This window comes from Ureibacillus endophyticus (genome assembly GCF_024159215.1).
GTDB classification, from domain to species: domain Bacteria; phylum Bacillota; class Bacilli; order Bacillales_A; family Planococcaceae; genus Ureibacillus; species Ureibacillus endophyticus.
Window position 1 is genome coordinate 3,405,507 of sequence record NZ_JAMYWW010000001.1, and the last position, 20,851, is coordinate 3,426,357.

General features: G+C 34.2%; 22 protein-coding genes. 9 read left to right on the top strand and 13 right to left on the bottom strand.

Going from position 1 to position 20,851, the window contains the following annotated elements; translation table 11 throughout:
* Positions 1–92 precede the first annotated feature (92 nt).
* From NKR20_RS16800 to NKR20_RS16830, 7 genes are all read right to left on the bottom strand, one after another.
* A complete protein-coding gene (locus NKR20_RS16800; RefSeq protein ID WP_253427738.1) occupies positions 93–551 on the bottom strand; it encodes a low molecular weight protein-tyrosine-phosphatase in 459 nt (152 codons plus the stop codon).
* Positions 548–1,009, bottom strand: coding sequence for a GNAT family N-acetyltransferase (locus tag NKR20_RS16805; protein WP_253427740.1), 462 nt, complete (start codon positions 1,007–1,009; stop codon positions 548–550). Before NKR20_RS16805 ends, NKR20_RS16800 begins: the two co-directional genes overlap by 4 nt.
* Positions 1,010–1,057: 48 nt before the next feature.
* A complete protein-coding gene (locus tag NKR20_RS16810) occupies positions 1,058–1,660 on the bottom strand; it encodes a lysophospholipid acyltransferase family protein (RefSeq protein ID WP_253427742.1) in 603 nt (200 codons plus the stop codon).
* A 26-nt stretch (positions 1,661–1,686) separates the two neighbouring features.
* On the bottom strand, positions 1,687–2,523 hold the full coding sequence (locus NKR20_RS16815; RefSeq protein WP_121213087.1) for a methyltransferase domain-containing protein: 837 nt from the start codon (positions 2,521–2,523) through the stop codon (positions 1,687–1,689).
* A gap of 66 nt (positions 2,524–2,589) precedes the next feature.
* The gene (locus tag NKR20_RS16820) at positions 2,590–3,846 is read right to left on the bottom strand and encodes an MFS transporter (RefSeq protein WP_253427745.1); all 1,257 of its coding nucleotides are present in this window, start codon (positions 3,844–3,846) and stop codon (positions 2,590–2,592) included.
* A gap of 140 nt (positions 3,847–3,986) precedes the next feature.
* Positions 3,987–5,348, bottom strand: coding sequence for an IS4 family transposase (locus NKR20_RS16825; RefSeq protein WP_121215386.1), 1,362 nt, complete (start codon positions 5,346–5,348; stop codon positions 3,987–3,989).
* A gap of 145 nt (positions 5,349–5,493) precedes the next feature.
* Complete coding sequence (locus NKR20_RS16830; protein WP_253427747.1) at positions 5,494–6,177, bottom strand: nuclease-related domain-containing protein; 684 nt, start codon at positions 6,175–6,177, stop codon at positions 5,494–5,496.
* A gap of 222 nt (positions 6,178–6,399) precedes the next feature.
* On the opposite strand from NKR20_RS16830, the gene NKR20_RS16835 reads away from it, so the two are divergent.
* Positions 6,400–7,266 carry an AraC family transcriptional regulator gene (locus tag NKR20_RS16835; protein ID WP_253427749.1) on the top strand — a complete coding sequence of 289 codons (867 nt, stop codon included), beginning with the start codon at positions 6,400–6,402 and terminating at the stop codon, positions 7,264–7,266.
* Positions 7,267–7,314: 48 nt separating this feature from the next.
* On the opposite strand, the gene NKR20_RS16840 is transcribed toward NKR20_RS16835, so the two are convergent.
* A complete protein-coding gene (locus NKR20_RS16840) occupies positions 7,315–8,265 on the bottom strand; it encodes a methyl-accepting chemotaxis protein (RefSeq protein ID WP_147404809.1) in 951 nt (316 codons plus the stop codon).
* A gap of 213 nt (positions 8,266–8,478) precedes the next feature.
* A complete protein-coding gene (locus NKR20_RS16845) occupies positions 8,479–8,934 on the bottom strand; it encodes a helix-turn-helix domain-containing protein (RefSeq protein WP_253428182.1) in 456 nt (151 codons plus the stop codon).
* A 324-nt stretch (positions 8,935–9,258) separates the two neighbouring features.
* Between NKR20_RS16845 and NKR20_RS16850 the strand changes: the two genes are divergently transcribed.
* Positions 9,259–9,708 (top strand): hypothetical protein, encoded by a 450-nt coding sequence (locus NKR20_RS16850; RefSeq protein ID WP_121213082.1) that lies wholly within the window; start codon positions 9,259–9,261, stop codon positions 9,706–9,708.
* Positions 9,709–9,742: 34 nt separating this feature from the next.
* Here the strand turns inward: NKR20_RS16850 and NKR20_RS16855 are convergent, their stop codons facing one another.
* The 4 genes from NKR20_RS16855 to NKR20_RS16870 all read right to left on the bottom strand — a co-directional run bounded on the left by NKR20_RS16855 (position 9,743) and on the right by NKR20_RS16870 (position 13,634).
* The gene (locus tag NKR20_RS16855) at positions 9,743–10,648 is read right to left on the bottom strand and encodes a glycine betaine ABC transporter substrate-binding protein (protein WP_211330852.1); all 906 of its coding nucleotides are present in this window, start codon (positions 10,646–10,648) and stop codon (positions 9,743–9,745) included.
* A 17-nt stretch (positions 10,649–10,665) separates the two neighbouring features.
* Positions 10,666–11,514: an ABC transporter permease gene (locus tag NKR20_RS16860; protein WP_301285951.1), complete on the bottom strand. Its 849-nt coding sequence runs from the start codon at positions 11,512–11,514 to the stop codon at positions 10,666–10,668.
* Entirely contained in the window at positions 11,498–12,706 is a 1,209-nt protein-coding gene (locus tag NKR20_RS16865) for a quaternary amine ABC transporter ATP-binding protein (protein ID WP_253427751.1), read from the bottom strand. Before NKR20_RS16865 ends, NKR20_RS16860 begins: the two co-directional genes overlap by 17 nt.
* 295 nt (positions 12,707–13,001) lie before the next feature.
* On the bottom strand, positions 13,002–13,634 hold the full coding sequence (locus NKR20_RS16870; protein WP_253427757.1) for a GntR family transcriptional regulator: 633 nt from the start codon (positions 13,632–13,634) through the stop codon (positions 13,002–13,004).
* A 204-nt stretch (positions 13,635–13,838) separates the two neighbouring features.
* Between NKR20_RS16870 and NKR20_RS16875 the strand changes: the two genes are divergently transcribed.
* The 7 genes from NKR20_RS16875 to NKR20_RS16905 all read left to right on the top strand — a co-directional run bounded on the left by NKR20_RS16875 (position 13,839) and on the right by NKR20_RS16905 (position 20,833).
* Entirely contained in the window at positions 13,839–14,597 is a 759-nt protein-coding gene (locus tag NKR20_RS16875) for a MerR family transcriptional regulator (RefSeq protein WP_121213078.1), read from the top strand.
* A gap of 144 nt (positions 14,598–14,741) precedes the next feature.
* Positions 14,742–15,455: a hypothetical protein gene (locus tag NKR20_RS16880; RefSeq protein WP_253427759.1), complete on the top strand. Its 714-nt coding sequence runs from the start codon at positions 14,742–14,744 to the stop codon at positions 15,453–15,455.
* A 122-nt stretch (positions 15,456–15,577) separates the two neighbouring features.
* Entirely contained in the window at positions 15,578–16,660 is a 1,083-nt protein-coding gene (locus NKR20_RS16885) for a type III polyketide synthase (protein WP_253427761.1), read from the top strand.
* A gap of 4 nt (positions 16,661–16,664) precedes the next feature.
* A complete protein-coding gene (locus NKR20_RS16890; protein ID WP_245987428.1) occupies positions 16,665–17,228 on the top strand; it encodes an isoprenylcysteine carboxyl methyltransferase family protein in 564 nt (187 codons plus the stop codon).
* Between the two features lie 412 nt (positions 17,229–17,640).
* Entirely contained in the window at positions 17,641–18,063 is a 423-nt protein-coding gene (locus tag NKR20_RS16895; RefSeq protein ID WP_414674141.1) for a DUF1641 domain-containing protein, read from the top strand.
* 43 nt (positions 18,064–18,106) lie between these two features.
* Positions 18,107–19,291 (top strand): NAD(P)/FAD-dependent oxidoreductase, encoded by a 1,185-nt coding sequence (locus NKR20_RS16900; RefSeq protein ID WP_121213074.1) that lies wholly within the window; start codon positions 18,107–18,109, stop codon positions 19,289–19,291.
* A gap of 333 nt (positions 19,292–19,624) precedes the next feature.
* The gene (locus tag NKR20_RS16905; RefSeq protein ID WP_253427763.1) at positions 19,625–20,833 is read left to right on the top strand and encodes an MFS transporter; all 1,209 of its coding nucleotides are present in this window, start codon (positions 19,625–19,627) and stop codon (positions 20,831–20,833) included.
* Positions 20,834–20,851: the final 18 nt, after the last annotated feature.

The window sequence follows — 20,851 nt, forward strand, 5'->3', positions numbered from 1 at the left end:
AACTATCTACTTAAGTAAATGAGACTGTAATATTATACACCAACCTGATATCAAATAAAAAGTCCACAAATTGATAAATAAGTTCCTTAATATTATAAACTTTCTTCGATTTTCTCAAGCAAAGCCTTACAACCATCTAATACTAAATCATAAGTTTCTTGAAAATCTCCCGTATAATAAGGATCTGGCACGTCTTTTTTATGCGATGTTAAATCTAAAAAGCGGAAAATTTTCGGATGTTCAGGTTGTCCTAGCTTTTCACGAATATTACGGACATTATTGCTATCCATCCCAATGATATAATCAAATGATTCGAAGTCCTCTTTTACAAGCTGACGTCCTTTCATACCACTTGTAGAAATGCCATATTCCTTTAATTTCGATTGCGTGCCTTTATGTGGTGGTTCCCCAATATGCCAAGAACTCGTAGCAGCAGAATCAACTTTTATTTTACTGCTTAATCCTTTTTTCTCTATTAAATCACGCATTACGGCTTCTGCCATTGGAGAACGGCAGATATTTCCTAGACATACGAATAATACTCGAATCATTTTACAACCTCCAAGCTTTTTTCATATATTTTTGCTGAGTTTCCAAATGGATCATGTGTAATTCCGTTTTCTACCCAGCCTAATTTTTCATAAAATCCTTCTAAATTACTCTCTAAATAGAGCATCTTAAAACCGAGGCTCTTTGCGACACCTTCAGCATGACGCAACATTTCTGAAGCTATCCCCTTTCCTCTATGTTCCTCTTTTACATAGAGACATGCAAACCAAGGATATAAATCATGCCGACTATTAATATCGTTTCTTAATAATGCATATGTTCCAACAAATTCTCCTTCAACACTTGCAACATAGAAGCGAGGAATTCCATCTGGCCCATTCGCATTTAACATACATTGTTCATAAAAGAGTTTATTGTTTTCCTGCCCGCAATAACCCCAAAATAATTGTAATGCTTCATCAAAACGGTTTGGAATAGTTTGAACATCTAAAATCTCCATTTTTAACCTCCATTAAAAAGCACTCTCCATTAAGGAAAGTGCTTTTACCTATTTTTTAATTTTTGACTTTAACTCATCTGTTAACCTAATAAGTTCTTGCTCTAAGAAATGGGTATATTCTTCACGTGCTTCTTTTCCACTTGGTACTGTAAATGGTTTTCCGTAAATCAAATATCCCTTTTGGCGTTTTAATACTTCCCCTACATTTTTAGGTCCAACATAAGCTGCAGGAACAATTTGTGCTTTTGTTAATTGAGCAATTGTAATTGCACCTTGCTTTAATTCTGTATTTTCTGTTGTACGAGTCCCACTCGGAAATATCCCAACTACTTTTCCTTCTTTAATTAATTGACGTGGAATTTTTATAACACTTGGACCTGGGTTGTCACGATCAACAGGAAAAGCATTTAATCTTGAAACAAGTGGCCCTAATACTTTCATATCGAACAACTGCTTTTTTGCCATAAAGTGTATATTTGTTGGATGTAAAGAAACGCCTAGGTTTAAGATATCGACATACCCATTATGTGTACAAGCGACAATATACCCGCCTTCTTTTGGAATATTTTCCTTCCCATAAACCTTTGCTTTTGATCCGTTTAACGTTAAAAATACATTAACTAATCTTGCTCCAAAATCATATAACGCCACTTTGTCATTCCTACCTTTTTAATCATTTAAGAATTATATTCTCCAATTAGAATATCTAAATCAATGGTGATTTTTTGTATAGAGACCTCTTTATCTAAATGCCAGCCTAATGGAGTCATTTCAAGAAGTTTAGGTATTAGCTCTGGTTCTAACTCACATGTATACGTAATTCTCTCTTGTTGGAAATTTGTAAAGCATTCCTTAAAGCGCTCAACGGTTTGCTTATTTGAATAGGTTTCCTTTTCTGTTTGTGCAAAAGCTTGTTCCCGAATCTCTTTTAAATAGTTTGATTGAGGGACCACTTTTATAACTTTTCCATTCGGCTTTAATAAACGAATAAATTCGTCATAATTAGCCGGTGATAAAATATTCAATATAACATCAAAGGACTGTTCTTTAAATGGACTATTCGCCAAATCTCCTACGCACCATATTTTGTTTTCATAGTATTTTGCAGCGGTTTGGATGCCTTCTTTTGAAATATCTATACCTACAGCTAGAACGGAATCTAATGATGAACAAATTCTTTCTAAATGAGATCCTTCTCCACAACCCGTATCGAGTATCGTTTTGACATCTTTACCTATATAATTTGTAATAGCTTGTTGTAAAGGGTCATACAAACCACTATTTAATATATCTTTTCGGGATTCAAATAAATTTTTACTATACATGGATGTTGTAGGCTTAACCATCAAGTTAACATATCCTTGTTTAGCAATAATAAAAGAATGGTTGTTGTCGCAAATCACTTGTCCATCTTCAGTTACTTCCATGCCCTCTTTACAAATTGGACAGGAAAATACTGTTTGATGTGTCTTCATAAGTGCTATACTTGCAGCTCTTTTTGATACTTTCCCCACATGAATGCTCCTTTTTTCTTGCTGTAAGTATCATACCATTTCATCATATATAATGAAAAACTAAAACTAAACTACTTCCTTTGGGTTATGTTTCTTAATTAATAATACAAATAAACTTCCCAATAAGCAGAAACCTCCTGCAAATAAAAATGCCCACATATACGAATCAAATATTTTAAATATAACTCCCCCAGAAAATGCTGCAACACCTGCTCCTACTTGATGTGCTGCAGTAATCCAACCGTACATCATGGCACTTTTTTGAAGACCAAACTTTTGTCTGGCTAATCCAACTGTTGGAGGAACGGTTGCAATCCAATCTAAACCATAGAAAATCGAGAAAATGACGAGCCAAACGTAAGAGCCTTGTGCTAGTGCAAATGGAAGGAACAGAAGGGAAATCCCACGTAATAAGTAATACCAGAATAGTAACCAACGATTATCAAAACGATCTGATAACCACCCTGATACAGTTGTTCCAATTAAATCGAAAACCCCCATTAAAGATAATAAGGATGCTGCCGTTACTAATGGAATACCAAAACTTACACAATAAGAAATGAAATGTGTGCCAATTAATCCGCTCGTTGATAATCCACAAATAAAGAAACTTCCGGCTAACAACCAAAATTCTTTTACCTTTAAACCTTCAATTAAAGAGTTAATTGCTACTTTAAAGGGATTTCGATTGGATATAATCGGTGGTTCATTTAGTATATGTTCTTCTTGACCATATGGAGTTGTACCAACATCTTTTGGCCAACTTTTCATAAATATAGCTATTATTATGAGCATAGCAATACTTAATGCAAAAATCAGTGCAATGGCTGCACGCCATGAATAGTTTTCTACAAAACTAGCTAATACCGGTAACAATACTAACTGCCCTGTTGCAGTAGCAGCAGTTAAAAATCCAACCGCCAATCCTCTTCTTTTTACGAACCAACGATTGGCAACTTGAGTACTTAATACAGTTAAAAATAAGCCTGAGCCAATTCCTAACATTACACCCCAAATTAAAATTAGTTGCCATTCACTGTTCATTACAAAGGTTAAAGATAAACCAACTGTTAAAATGGCCATTGAATAAAGCATCATTTTTTTTAGCCCAAAAATATCAACAAATGCTGCCATAAAAGGCCCGGAAAATCCATATAAAAATAACCCCACTGCAAAGGCGAAAGAAATAGCGGGACGCCCCCATCCGAATTCTGTTTCAAATGGATCAATAAATATTCCAGATGAAGAGCGGATTATCCCAGCAACAATTATAGATATAAACGTTACCACTAAGATGACCCAGCTATAATGTAATTTTTTCATTAGCTCTCCTAAATTCCCTTTTTCTATTTATTGTACATTATGGAAGTTATATTGTTTATAAGAGTTTAATAATGATATTTTCAGATATATGAAAAACCGAGCCCTAAATAGACTCGGTTAAAAGATTTTTAATTTGTAACTCAAACTTCGCAGACTAAAATCGACAAATAAGCCTTGATATAGTTAGGCAGACCGTTAATCCACTGCTGTAGTTGACTTTTGATTAATTTTTGGATTGTTTTATTTGTCTTTTTTAGGGCATCTTCAAGAAGCTCGATTAATTGCTGTAACGCGACAGCCCAATCCAGTTCGTTGACTTCATCACATAATTCATAAAAAATGCCACCTAATGTTCGTTGATCGTTATGGCAACGATTTTGCCAGGACAAGACGATGTATCTGGAAAACACAACCGTTGTGTGGCTAATGAGTAAATCATACGATATGCCTTGAAATTCTTTCTGAAGGCGTAATAGGGATTTTGTCGTCTTGAAAAAGACTTCAATATCCCAACGCATGCCATAGATACGGACGATTTCTTGTTCAGAAAGCGTACAATCGGTGCTGAGAATCGCAAGCCATTCGCTCTTTTTATTGCGGTTTTGAATAAACACGACCTTTACTTGAATGCCATTTGCCATAGTAGTTTGAATCGATCGCATGATGCCTTTCTTGCCAGAAACAGGTGTGGCAACTTTGTATAGTTCTTTCAGAGATAGCCTTTGATCGTTCACCAAATAGCGTTGATTCGTTGCCTTCACCATGCCAATGACGTCAAGACCGAGTTCAACGATGGATTGAATAAGAGGTTGTTGCGTAAACCATGTATCCATTAACACATAATCAGCGGAAACACCTGCTTGTAATGCTCTTTCAAGCATACTGGGAATAACGGTAGGAGCAGATTCCAACGCTTCTACACGTCGTTTATAGCCGGAAGAACGCTTGTCAATATTCTCGGAAATCCCATTAATTTGTGCATTTTTTGAACTCAGTAACGTGAAGTCAAGTGGCATAAATGTAAAGCCATCCGACCAACCCAAAGTAAGCATACGAAACCCTTTATAGAAGCGTTTCGTTAAAGATGAATGATCCATACAACGCGCAAGAAGTTCTACCTTTTTACTCCGATTCCGATCAAACATAGAATCGTCAATGATCAACACTTTTGGACGCGTTACATCCGTCAGTTGATCGACCTTTTGAATGGCATGCACACTTAAATACGTTAAAAAGCGACGCCATGCAAACTTGGAATGATTCATGAAACGATAAACAGAGTCCTTTGCAGGGTAACGGTCTCCCTTCTTTGAATTTAAAAGGGTGAACCAACTCTTATGATGAAAGATTAAACAAAAAACAAGTTGAAACAAATAGGAAGTTGTAAAGCCAAACTTCTTAGTAATACCGGCTTTTCGAAGATGTTTCACGATCTCTAATTCACGAAACACAGATTTTAATTCTTTTGGTAGTTGATTATTTTGGTCATTATGCTCTATCATAATGGAAGCACCTCTTCTGTTTGGTAGTGTATTCTCGACAAATCCACTATACCAAAGAATGAGGTGTTTTTTGTATCTAAAAAAAGTATGTCAAGGTTCTTATTGAAATCGAGAAGAACCAAATAGCATCAACTATTGAACCTAATTATTTATGTGCGAAGTTTGAGTTTGTAACAACTGAATTTGCTTTTGATTTTTCAGGAGATTTTTTTAAAGTGACATATTTATTTAAATCTAAATAGATTTTCATGATTTCATCTTTTGATAAATGTTTGTCCATTGATTCATTCCAATATGCCTTTAATTCCTTAATTTTAAGAACATCTGTATTACGGGATTGAACTTCCACTTTCTTAAAGGAACAGTTATCCGAAAATACCACTAAAGAATGAATAGGCATTGAATCTGCTAACCCAAGTATCTGTTTTAGCTCTAGGATGGCTATTTTATTTTCTATTAGTGGATTATCAAACTTATTAAGTTTCTCGCGGTATTGTACCTCTGCCCACTCAGGGTCTTGCTCTCTACCATAAATCCAGCCAGTCATTCTTTTAAAATTAATAATATGTATTCCAGATTGATGAACAAAAACTACATCAGCTTTCACATTATTTGTTGGAAGTACAACATTTAATAAAACCTCGTAATCCCCTGGTACTTTTTGTAAGTTCGAAACAAGGTTATAATGGGAACGCACTTCTTTATCTTGCAAAAAATTAAAATAAGAGTAACCTGTTAATTTACTAAACTTACTATTGTCATATATGTATAATGAGATTGCAAAGAACAATCCAATCAATATGATAATTATTAACAACCAACCGATCATTTTCCCCCTCCTTAAAATGAGTTATTATTACATTCATTTTACCAAAATTAGCTTTTAGTGACTATGCAACAGAAGACATACTAGTATGACGGTAATAGTTCGAGATAGTCTATTTTTATTAATAAGATAATGAGAAATTTATTAAACCTGTTCGAAGTAAGCACAATAAAACAGGATTAGATACTTAAAAAAATTTATGATATTCCATGAGGTGATTATTATATGGGGTGGGTAGAAGCAATACAAAAATCTATCGATTATATCGAGGCAAATTTAGTGGATAATTCATTATCCATAGAGAAAATTGCAAAGGTAACCAATTCGTCGGTATATCATTTTCAGCGAACGTTTTTTCTTTTAACCAATATGACTGTTAGTGATTATATCCGAAAACGTCGATTAACGTTAGCCGCAGAGGAATTACTTACTAGTAACCATAAAATTATCGATCTTTCCTATAAGTACGGCTATGAGACACCAGAAGCATTTACGAAAGCATTTCGAAAACAACATGGAGTTACCCCTACAGATGCACGCAAGCAAAAAGGCCACTTACAATCGTATAATCGCCTCGTCATTCAAATTCACGTAAAGGGAGCGGAACCAATGCAGTATAAAATTGTTGAAAAAGATGCTTTTCAAGTTGTCGGAGTAAAAAGAACGTATAATTGTAAAACGGGAGAAAACACATTCGGAATCCCTCAATTTTGGGATGATGTTCATAAAGATGGAACGAATGATTTATTAATTAAGTTAGGTAATGGCCAAATCCCTGATATTTTAGGAGTTTGTACCGTAGAGGAACACCAAAAGGATGAAGGATTAATGGATTACTGGATTGCTGTTACTTATAATGGTGAAGTTCCTGATGGCCTACTATCATATACAGTGCCTGCATCAAAATGGGTGATTTTCGAAGTCCATGGTCCAATGCCACATGCAATGCAAGATGCATGGAAAAAAATCTACTCTGAATGGTTCCCTTCTAACACCTATAGACCAACCGGGACGGCTGAGTTAGAAGTTTATACAGATGATGACCCAACAGCACCAGACTGTTATTCAGAAATTTGGATTCCAATTAAGTAGTACTTCACAAGGCATACAAACAACTATAAACGTTTGTATGCCTATTGATTAATATGGATATTTTTTCACTTTCTCAACCGCTTCAAGTAATTTTTCTGTTACGAGGTCTGATTCTTCAATATGATTAGTAAGAACTTTTTTTGTTTCATCAAAAATCATAGTAGACCGATTAAAGTTATTTAACACTTCTAAATTAGAAGATTTTTGACTTTGAATATGAGATAACAATTCTTGAATTTCAGATTGAACATTAGAAATCATTTTTAATAATGAATAGATTTGCTCTGACGTCTCCGCACTTCTTTTAACACCTTGATTCACAATTTCCATATTATCTTTCGTATTTTCAAATACCTTTGAAATCTGAAATTGTGTTTCTTTCGTTAACTTTGCAATATCTTCTGTACTTTGTTTTGTACTTTCTGCTAACTTTCTTACTTCATCTGCCACAACAGAAAATCCTTTACCATGTTCTCCTGCTCTTGCTGCCTCAATAGATGCATTTAATGCCAATAAGTTCGTTTGATTCGAAAAGTCACTTATTACATGGACAATTGCTTCAATTTGTTTTGACTGTTCACTAAGAAGGTTCATATTTTCTGATGTTTTCCTAGATTCGTTACCTAGTTGGTCAATTAGTTGTTCAACATTTTGTACTGCTTCCCTACTAACTTGGGACAACTTCACCATATCAATTGAAGTATCAATCAACTTATTTCCCGTTTCAAGTGCTTTATCGGAAATCACATTCGATTCAATCGTACTTTCTTCAACCCGATTAAATTCAACTAAAATATCCTTTACCATATTTCCTAATGTAATATGTTGCGAATTAACTTTATCATGTTGCTCTATAGTAGAAACTAGCTCTTTATGTAAGTCGTTTAAAAATATTTGAAATGCATGTTCTTTTTCATCCAACTTTGCATTTAGTTCATCAATTCTCTGTTTAAACAGCTCGATGTCTTCTTTTTTTGATTTAAATAAAGATCCCACCATACATTTCTCTCCCTTAAGATGTATTTAAAATATATCTTTCAGAAGATTATATCATATTTTTCCATAATAAATTACTAGATATTCGAGTAAGGCATGTTTATATTTTCAGAATTTTCGATAATATTATCATTTCCTGGGAAATCGTGTCGAATCAGATTATATTATTCCCGAGATGTAGTTAATTAAAAAAGATAGCATTAGCGCTATCTTCATTTATTCCGTATATTTATTTTTCAGCTGATCGGAACCAGCTCCTCCAATTACCATTAAGGCAAGAGGTAAAATATTTGATAGTAATTTTGGTAAACCTTCTGGAATGATAATATTTGTATTAAAAAAATGATTTAAACCGTATACAATAAGTTTTGCTACTAACAAGAATGTACCAATTAAGAACAGGCAATCAAAGAATGTTTTCCAACCTGGATATGCCAACTTTTTACTATCTTGAATTACTTTTTCCTTCAATTCTTCGTCACTCCTTAACAATTCATCAATTGTGATACCGAATAAATCACTTAAATTAATGATCACTTCGATACTGGGATAGTTCTTACCCGTTTCCCACTTTGAAACTGCCTGACGACTTACATGAATTTTCTCTGCCAGATCATTTTGTGACCAACCTCTTTTTTCTCTTTCCTTTTTTAATCGTTCACTAAAGTTCATATTCGACATCACCAACTTTCCTTAATTTCATTATTGATGGAGTGTTTATCTAAAGTAAAGAGAGTTGAAGGCGCATAAGGAGCAAGCGGTTGTTGCACTTTATTATTCATGCTCGATATCTACAATGCGTATTATCCAATTAGGTTATAAGCTATTTTTATGAACCTATATTTTAAAAATGTAATAATACAAAATCAATTATGCACACTATAAAAATTAATATCGTAAAAATTATTTTTAATTAAAATTTATAATACTAGGTATATTGTTAATAATAATAGTACAGTCTTCCAAATATCTAACAACAACAACGGAGGTTTTACTGTGGACATTTATGAAGAAAATGCTATACCAGCATTTCTTGAAGCAACTCAACTAACTTTTGAGTTGGAAAGTGTTGATGTTTATAACACGTTACTATTTCCTGTTCAAGCAAAGGATTATGATTTCAATCCACAAGTAGAGGTACCTTATAATATAGAAATTGAACAACGCGACCAAAAAAGTGTCGATAAAGGACATTCCCCTTGGAGACTGGACCCACTTTTTACAACCCAAGTATTTGTCAGTTTGCAAATTTCACCTGATGGAATAAAAGGGGAGTATCCAATAGAAGAAGAGAATTTAAAACTCGTTTATAGCTCTGATGATGTTTCAATTGTTGAAGTAAACGATGAAGATACAAATATTACGACTGTTTATTTAAAACGATTAGTTCGACAAGATGAAAGCGGGATTTGGACGGTTGTTGGATACGATTATAAAGAGAAATAAAACCTCGCTATAGCACTATAGCGAGGTTCTTTTATTATTCAATTCCTTTTGTCCACTCTGCAACTTTCTCAGCATTTTCCTCTACCCATTTAGCAGCAGCTTCTTCTGGGTCAACACCACCGTGTATTTCAAGCATGACTTCTTCAATGTCTTCACTTGTCCAATGGAATGCATCGATTACTTTATAAGCTGTTGGCATCTCTTCTTCTAGTCCAACACGAGCGAATGTATTAATTGTCTCTTCTCCACCATATACACCTTTAGGATCTTCTAAGTATTTTAAATCATAAGAAGCAAACTTCCAGTGAGGTGACCAACCAGTAACAACAATTTCTTCTTCATTTTTAATTGCCTGGTCAAGTGCTACAGTCATTGCGCCAGATGAAGATTGTAATAATTCCCAATCAGCTAAGTTCTCATACTCTGTCAGTGCTTTTTCTGTTGCACCCATAATACCAGCACCTGGTTCAATACCAGTAATTTGTTTATTTGCTTGATCTGTTAAATCTTCTATAGAGTTAATATCTGTCATATAGCTTGGTACAACTAAACCTATTTTTGCACCTGCTAAATTTTCACCTAATTCATCTAAATCATCTTTATATTTTTCGTATTGTGAAGCATGTGTATGTGGTAACCATCCAGCAACCATAGCATCCGCTTCTCCTTTTGATACAGCCTCCCACATGATGGCATTATCTAGTGGAGTTAACGTCACATCATACCCTAAATCTTCTAATACTTTCCCAACAACATGAGTCGAAGCAATTTCTGTATCCCATTCAACATACGCTAAGTTAATTTTTTTAGACTCTTCTGTTGCTGTAGCATCACCAGAAGTTTCTTTCGTTGTTTCTCCTTCATCCGAACCACTACATGCTGCTAACATAGCTCCCATACCAAGAGCTAGCCCCATCATTTTTAATTTTTTAATATCCACTCATATCTCCCTTTCTATTATTTCTTTTTATTTAAACTTTGTGTTAAACGATCAATAATAATTGCAAAGATTACTAGACTAAGTCCTGCAACAAATCCATTCCCTACTTGTGCACGTTGTAATGCGGATAATACTTCTCTTCCTAAACCAGGTGCACCAATCATTGATGCGATAACAACCATCGATAAAGATAATAATACTGTTTGGTTAATACCGGCCATAATTGTTGATTTTGCTAAAGGCAACTCAACTTTTATTAACTTTTGCCATCCTGTACTTCCATAAGAATCCGCAGCCTCTACTAACTCTCTTGGCACTTGTCGAATTCCTAAGTTTGTAAAACGCACAGTTGGCGGCAATGCAAAAATTACTGATGCGAATACACCAGGAACAACACCGATACCAAAGAATGCAACTGCAGGAATTAAATATACAAAGCCAGGCATTGTTTGCATAAAGTCTAATATCGGTTTAATAATTTGTTCTGCTACCGAGCTCTTTGACATTAAAATTCCAATTGGTACACCAATGATAATGGCAATAATACTTGCAAAAATAACAAGTGTTATCGTGTTCATTAATTCTTCCCATAGGCCCTGGTTATAAATAAAGAGCAATCCAACTAGTGTAAATACTGCTAAACCAAATTTTCTTCTAGTCGCAAAAAAGGCAATTAAAGCAACTATAATGATAAATATAATTGGTGGAACGGCTATTAACATTTCCGTAATAAATTCCATTGCCGATTTTCCACCCTTTTGGAAAAAATTAAAGAGTTGCGAAAAACTATCTGTTAACCAATCCATTACGTTTTCAGTTAAATCTGCAACAGGAAGTCTTGGCATGCTATCAAGTATATTGCTCAACTAACTGCACCCCCTCCGAATTTGATGAGAGTGCTTGAATAACGACTCCTCTAATTAGTACACCGACTAACTTTCTATCCTTCACAACTGCAACAGGTGTTGGAGATTCAGAAATGATACCTAGTACATCTTGAATTAACATATCAGGTGGCACTGTAGGCATATCTACTCTTACGATATTCATTACACTTTTTTCTCCACGTTTCGAAGCTTCTAATGCATCGTCAGCAGTAATATATCCTATGTAATCACGCTTTTTATCCACAGCTAACAGCACACTGACTTTTTCATCTCGCATACGTTTCAAAGCAACTTTTGGTCCATCTAGCTCAATATTGACGCTCATTGGACGAATCATCGCATTCTCCACAGTTAACACTTTAGATCGGTCAACATCTTCTAGGAATGTTCTAACATAATCATTTGCCGGATTTGTTAGAATCTCCTCACCTGTACCAATTTGAATAATTTTTCCGTCTTTCATAAGTGCTATCCGGTCCCCAATGCGCAATGCTTCGTTTAAATCATGAGTAATGAAAATAATCGTTTTTCTAACCTTTTGTTGTAAATCTAATAATTCATCCTGCATATCTTTCCGGATTAACGGATCGAGGGCAGAAAAAGCTTCATCCATTAACAAAATATCAGGGTCATTTGCTAATGCTCTTGCTAGTCCAACACGTTGTTGCATACCACCTGAAAGTTGACTAGGATATTGATCTTTATAAGGGAGTAACCCCGCGTTTTCTAAAGCCTTTTCTGCTTTCAATCTTCTTTCTTCTTTTGGAATACCGCGCACTTCTAATCCATATTCGGTATTTTCAAGGACAGTTCGTTGTGGAAATAAACCGAAGTTTTGAAACACCATACTCATTTTTTCTCTACGGATAGTTCTGAGTTGTTGTTTATTCATTTTGGAAATATTCTCGCCATCTATGTATATATTTCCACTGGTAGGTTCGATGAGGTGATTTAATAAACGGACTAACGTAGATTTACCACTGCCCGAAAGACCCATAATGACAAAGATTTCACCTTCTTCGACAGTAAAAGAAGCATCGTAAACACCTATAGTGGCACCGGTTTGCTTTAAGATTTCAGTTTTATCTTTTTTCTGTTCAACAAGCTTAAGTGCACTATTTATATGTTTACCGAAGATTTTTGTCACGTTCTCTACTTTTATTTTTCCCATGCCATTCTCCTTTCCTAATATTCTCAAAAAAATTTCATTTGCATTACACAAGTAACAACCTAATGCTAACAAAGGGTTGTTACTATTGTCAAACTATTACCTTTTTACTCTATTTTTTCATGAAGTAGAAAGTTTTGATTTTATAGAGAAATTGATAATCAATAAACACTCATAAAGCCTTTATTAGTGCACTTTTACTTACCTTTTGAAACGGTCAAATTGCTTGTCTCAAACCCACAAGAACTACCATCGAAATAAAAAAATCTATTGGCACTGAATAGTACCAATAGATTAATTAATAAGGATATAAAAATTTTCGAACTCGTTCTAAACATTCATCATTTCCAATAAAAAAGACGATATCATTTTTTTCTATCGTTGCATATGGACCCGGCGAGATAATTAATTCGTCTCCTCTACAGATTCCTACAATTGTAGCCATCGTATTTTGCCAGAAATTAATCGTCCCAATCGATTGAGAAATGTAGGGTGTGTTTTCCATGATTTCTACTTGAAATGGGACAAATGGGTTGATTGAACGAAATCTTTCTGTTCGATTGACCAATCGTTCTGTTGTCTCTTGTAAGAGATTCAATTCATCTCTTTGTCGTTTTATACTTTCAAGCATTTCGATTTGTATTTGTTGGATCGATTGCACTTCTAAAAATTGATGGACAAATTGGGCTGCTTTTTCGTAGGATTTAATCCTAACTCCACTACCTTTTGTAGCTTCTACGATTTCTAAATCTTGTAGTACAGCTATTGCACGTCTAGCTGTTTCTGAAGATACACCGTATTGGCTTGCTAAAGACGATCTTGCATATATTTTTTCACCAACTAAATATTTTTTTTCAACAATTTTGGATGCTATATCCGCAGCTATTTTCTGATACTTCGGTTGCTTGACTTGAACCTTTCGATTTTCCATTATGGCTACACCTTTCAAACGCTGTATATCAAGGATAATATTAGCCGATTCTTTCTATATTATCTAGTTCAAACATAATAAGAACGATCAAGTTACATAATCCACCCAAATTAATCCTCATTTTAATTTTAAAAAAATTGCAATTCAGTTGTTGACCTTCTCGTTACGTCATCCTTTAACATTGAGATATCAGGAGGGGTGTTAATGGAATATACAATAAGCAAACTTGCAAAATTAGCGAATGTTAGCGCGCGAACATTACGCTATTATGATGAAATTAATTTGTTAAAACCTGCTCGAATCAACAGTTCAGGCTACCGTATCTATGGGCAAAAGGAAGTTGACCGTCTCCAACAAATATTATTCTTTAAAGAATTAGACGTAGATTTAGATACAATTCTATCCATTATGAATAATCCAAACTTTGATAAACAAGTAGCATTAGAAAATCACTATAAGCAACTTATTCAAAAACGCACCCGCCTGAACCAACTAATTGAGACGATAGAGAAAACAATAAAACATGAAAAGGGAGAGATTCAAATGAGTAATCAAGAGAAATTTGAAGCCTTTAAAGAACAATTAATAAATGAAAATGAAGAAAAATATGGTGATGAAATCCGTGAGAAATACGGAAAAGATGTAGTTGAACAATCGAATGCAAAATTCCGTGGAATGTCAAAGGAAGATTATGAAGCTATGGAGCAGTTGGGCATTGAAATTTTAGAATTACTTCCAAAAGCATTCGCTACAGGTGATCCTGCTTCAGATTTAGCTCAAGAACTTGCTGAGAAGCATAAACAATGGCTAACGTTTTCATGGCCATCCTACTCAAAGGAAGCACATGCTGGTCTTGCCGATATGTATGTTGCAGATGAACGTTTTAAAGCATATTACGACAAAGCAATTGAAGGCGGGACAGAATTTCTACGAGATGCCATTCATATTTTTACAAATAAATAATCAACACAGGTGTAAGGATATTTCTTTACACCTTTTTTATTTTGCATTGTATTTTAATTTCCATTTTTGGAAATCATAGTGTTAATACTATCTAAAAAAGTAAATTTAAATCTATTAAGCTTCATAAAGGAGATTATAATAAATATGCAAAAATACGAAACGAAGTTAAAGAAAGTCTCTTATAACTATGAGCAGCTAGCATACATAGTCATTAATAAATGCCCTCATTGTAATCTTGATATTCATCCAAAAGCTGAAGACAGTAAAGACTTAGAAAATGAAAACTTTAAAATTCGCGTGATTTCCCTCTCCTGTCCATCTTGTAAAAATTTTTATTTTATTGTAAACGATTTTGGAGATGGTTCATCGACAAATGGGAAATATCTCTTTTCTATTCCAATGTATGGTTTTAATGAGCATTCTTTAATTAAAAATACGTCTAAAAAATTTCAAAGCCTCTACACACAATCCATTAATGCTGAATTACTAGGCTATAAAGATATTTCATTTTTTGGCTATATCAAATCCCTTGAAATTTTACTAAAAGATATTGCCATTATCGAACACCCTGAAGCAGAAGATCAAATTCTCTTTTGTAGCCTTACTACATGTTTAGAACAGTTCCATGCAACAAACATCCACCTGTTTTCTAATAAGTTATTAGAAGTATTAAAATGTGATTATTTACATTATCAAAAATCAGATTCTTTCTTTTCCTATATTGAACTTGTAAAGGATTGCATCGATTATTTCCTACTTTATTTAGAGCTACTATTGAAAACAATCATGATAAATGAAAATAATAAGCTAATAAGTGAAACAAACAGGGGAACATTTAAAACCTCCTTATCAAATTAAGCTGATATAGAATGTTTAAAACATTCTTTATCAGCATTTTTTTAATTTACGCCCTCTAACATCTTTTTTTGCATATTTGAAATTTACCTGGAGAAAACTATAAAAAAGAGGAGATTTTAATTATGCCCAAAATTGTTTCCATAAGTACATATGATCCCCCGCATATTTTGAAACAATCAAATATTGAGCAATTAACGAAAGAACTTTTTCATGATAAAATTCCACAACTCGAAAGATTATTAAAGGTTTTTCAAAATGGTGAAATTGAACAACGTCAATTTTGTGTCCCATTAGATTGGCATAGAAAAGAGCACACTTTTGGTGAACGGAATGACTTATATATAAAACTTGCAACGGAATACAGTGTAGAAGTAATTAAAGCCTGTTTAGAAAATCCTCAATTTTTAAAGAAGCCAATTTCTGCAGAAGAAATTGACGCGATTATCTTCGTTTCGAGTACTGGCCTATCAACTCCAAGTATTGATGCTAGAGTAATGAATAAAATGAAATTCTCTGATCGTATTAAGAGACTTCCAATATGGGGTCTAGGTTGTGCAGGCGGTGCTTCTGGTGTTAGTAGAGCCTTTGATTATTGTCTCGCTCACCCTACAGAAAAAGTTCTTGTAGTGTGCGTTGAATTGGCTAGTCTAACTTTCCAACAAAACGATTTTTCAAAAAGTAATCTCGTAGGTGCCTCACTCTTCGCAGATGGTGTTGCATGTATTTTAGTATGTGGTGACCAAGTATTAATGAATACAAAAAAGCCTATCCCGCATATTTTGAATACTGCTTCTAAATGGATGCCTAATTCTTTGGATGTGATGGGTTGGGATATTAAAGATGATGGTCTGCATGTCGTATTTTCTAGAGATATTCCTAGTATTATTTCGACATGGCTAGGTCCCTTTATTCACGATTTCCTCAAGGAAGAAGGCATCTCTGAAAAACAAATTGATAATTTTGTTGCCCATCCAGGTGGAAAAAAAGTATTAAAAGCATATGAAGAAGCATTGCAGCTTACTGAAGAACAAACTGCTATTTCCCGTACCATATTAAAACAACACGGAAATATGTCTTCCCCTACTGTTCTATATGTTCTAGAACAATTCATGTTAAAGAAAACCGAACCAAATACTCATGGATTATTAGTCGCTCTAGGTCCCGGTTTTAGTGGAGAAGCAGTACTTTTACAATGGAGGGAATAAGCGGATGATCATAGTCGCTATCATTTCTTTTGTCATCGTTCAAAGACTAGTTGAAGTTTTCGTTGCAAAAAGAAATGAGAAAAAAATGAAATCATTAGGTGCATTTGAAGTCGGACAATCCCATTACCCATTTATGTTAGCTCTGCATATAAGTTTTTTTATAAGTTTAATTGGGGAAATTCTTATTTTTAACAGACAACTTTCCCCTCTTTTTATTTGGCTCTTTATTTTATTTTTATTAACTCAAGGGTTACGTATTTGGTGTCTAACTTCTTTAGGACAATATTGGAACACTAAAATTATTATCTTGCCAGGAGCGAATGTTGTAAAAAAGGGCCCATATTTATTTTTTAGACATCCTAACTATTTAGTTGTATGTATTGAAATTCTTGTACTCCCTCTTATGTTTCAAGCATACTTTACTGCGATATGTTTTACGCTATTAAATTTTGCAATGCTTTCAGTTCGCATTCCACTAGAAGAACAAGCATTGATGGAAGTAACAAACTATAAAGAGAAGTTTAAAAAGAACATTTCAACACACGTAGCGAAGGATAATCATAACTAATTTAGATAATTCCAAACTATACTTTAGATTAATTTTAGAATTATCATATAAATAATAGAAATGCCACTTTATTATTAGAAATACCTTTCAATAAGTCGTATAATTCAAAGTGATTATGGTACACAATATTCACAAAAAAGTAGTTTTTTGTAGCTTTTTTCCAAATTATTTTTATCCAAACAAATTTAATTGCTAGCGGTGAGACATTATTTATAATACAATGTAAATTTTTAGTGCTTTTGTAGTTTTTCATCAATACTTTTAGAAAAGGTCTATTGTTTACTATGTTTTTATATATTATGATGTTTTACGTGGGAATGGTAAAATAGCTATGTTTTATTTAACAAATGGCTATTTGTGAAATATTTTTCAAACTTTTTAGTTAAAAAGAAAACTACAATGGAAAAGGAGAATGAAAATGTCAGAAGAATTGATTCAAGCTCAGCAGGCTGTTAGCAAAGAAAAAATAGATATACTTGATCAATTATTAAAACCTGAAGTTCAAGAATCGTTAACGACTTTAGTAGAAGCATTACCAAAATTAGCTGAGGTTGTTACTCTTCTAACTAAAGCCTATGACATGGCTCAATTAGTCGCTACAGATGACGTACTTAAAAATGATACTGTAAACGCAATTAAAGAAGTTTCAGTACCAGTTATCGACTCTGTTAAAGGCTTAGCTTCAGCTGCAATTGAAGCAAAAGATCGTGCAGAAGAAACAAACGAAACAATCGGCTTATTTGGATTACTAAAATTATTAAAAGATCCAGAAGCACAAAAACTGTTCCGTTTTGCCAACGCATTTTTACAAATCCAAGCTGAACGTAAAGCTTAAAGTATAAATCAGTTCATTAATTTAATAAGGACGGAGGATAATCATGTCAAAAGAAATCGTCATCTTAGGTGCAGGTTATGGTGGATTACTTACTGCACTTAAATTACGTCAATTTGCAAGCAACGATGAAGCGAAAATTACCGTTGTAAATAAATACCCGACTCATCAAATCATTACAGAATTACACCGTTTAGCAGGTGGAACAATTAAAGAACCTGCTGTATCTTTTTCTTTAAACAAATTATTCAAAGGAAAAGATATTAACGTAGTTGTTCAAGAAGTAAAATCTTTCAACGTTGATAATAAAGAAGTTTTCCTAGCAGATGGATCAGTTTTATCCTACGATAATTTAGTTGTTGCTTTAGGTAGCCAAACAGGTTTCTTCGGTATTCCAGGACTAGAAGAAAATAGTATGGTATTAAAATCAGTTGACGATGCAAACCGTATCTATGCACATATTGAAAGCAAAATTGAAGCATATGCACAATCAAAAGATTTAGCTGATGCAACAATCGTAATCGGTGGTGGCGGTTTAACAGGTGTAGAACTTGTTGGCGAAATCGTCGATAACTTCCCTGCTATCGCTAAAAAATACGGTGTAGATTTCAATGAACTTAACATTAAGCTAATTGAAGCTGGTCCAAAAATTTTACCAGTACTTCCAGATGACTTAATTCAACGTGCTACTGAGTCATTAACTAAACGTGGTGTAGAATTCTTAACTGGCCTACCTGTAACAGGTGTAGAAGGAAACAAAATCTCATTAAAAGATGGCACTGTAATTACAGCTAACACATTCATTTGGACTGGTGGAGTTGCTGCTCTTCCAATCGTTCAAGAATCAGGTCTTGCTTGTGATCGTGGTAAAGCAACAATTAACGAATATCTTCAATCAACATCTCACCCAGATGTATTTGTTGTTGGGGATGCATCTGTTGCTCTTCCTGCTGATGGTGGTCGTCCATTATATCCACCTACTGCACAAGTTGCATGGCAAATGGGTGAAACAGCTGGATATAACATTTTCGCATTAATGCGTGGTCAAAAATTAGAACCATTCAACCCAATTAACTCAGGAACACTTGCAAGCCTTGGACGTAAAGATGGTGTAGCACTTGTTGGTGGTAACAACATTCCACTTAAAGGCCTTCCAGCTACATTAATGAAAGAAGCAAGTAATATCCGTTACTTATCACACATTAAAGCTTTATACGGTCTAGCTTATTAATACTTAAAATATAAAAAAGAAGATTCCAGGCATTCTGGAATCTTCTTTTTTTAGGCTCTGGATAATGGCTATTTGAACAATATAGTACTAATCATAATGTAGGTTATTTTCACTTACTAGTACCGAATTGTTGTTCGTAGTGGAGGCAGCGAGTGTAGCTGGCGGCATTCACCTTTCGCTACAGAGCTAAACTTTCTGCGTGAAGCGTCGGTCGGAACGGAGAACTACTCTGCAACAATGAACTATTTTACAATACACCATTAATCTCACTATGAAATTAACAATATAGGGGTATAATGGTAAATACGAATTGAAATTAGAAGGTGAGACATTATGAGTGAAACTAAAGCTACTCTTAATAATCCCATTTATCCTGTTATGATTGCTATTGGAGTAGCTCATTTAATAAATGATACAATGCAATCTGTCGTTCCAGCAATGTTCCCTTTACTTGAACGAGATTTAGGGCTAACTTTTACTGAACTCGGGATTATATCTTTTGTATTAAATATGTTTTCATCCGCCCTTCAACCAGTTGTTGGGTTTGTGAGTGATAAGAAACCAATGCCTTTTGCGTTGCCTATTGGCATGATGAGTTCTTTTGTTGGATTAACGATGCTCATACTAGCAGAGCAATATTGGTTAATATTACTTTCGGTATTATTCTTAGGATTCGGTTCGGCAGTTTTCCACCCCGAAGGATCCCGGGTCTCATTTATGTCTGCTGGGAATAAACGAGGACTAGCCCAATCCATTTATCAAGTTGGCGGAAACTCAGGACAAGCATTAGCTCCTTTGATTAGCGCATTTATTTTAGACGTTTATGGTCAACGTGGTGCAGCGATTGTATTATTACTCACAACACTTGGAATTGCGATATTATTAAAAATTTCAAGATGGTATGTTCGTCAATTACAGGCAGAAAAATTAGCAATGAAAAAGAAAAAAGTACTGGTTTCATCACTACCTCCTTTAACGAAGAAACAAGTTGGTATTGCTTTAACACTTTTAATGGTCATTATTTTTGCCCGTTCATTTTACACAACGAACATTACAAACTTTTATGTATTTTATTTAATGGATCATTATGATTTAACACTACGTCTAGGACAAGTATTTATTTTCATTTTTATGGCTTGTGGTGTCGTTGGTACATTCTTTGGGGGCTCCCTATCAGATCGAATTGGTCGAAAAAATGTCATCTTACTATCTGTTGTTGGGCCACTACCGTTCTGTTTACTACTACCATACATGCCGATATGGTTAGTTTTAATCTTTTTAATCATTATTGGCACATTGATAATGATTAGTTTTTCGGTTACAGTGGTTTATGCACAAGAACTTGTCCCAAGTAAAATTGGAACTATGGCTGGTTTAACAACAGGATTCGCCTTTGGTATGGGAGCAATCGGTGCTGTTGTTATAGGATTTTTACTTGATAAAATCGGAATCGCAAGTACGATTCAAATCATCTCCATTCTTCCAATTTTATTAATCGTAGCGTTCTTTTTACCAAAAGATAAAGTAGAAAAACCTGCATAAAAAAGCAGATCGGGCATA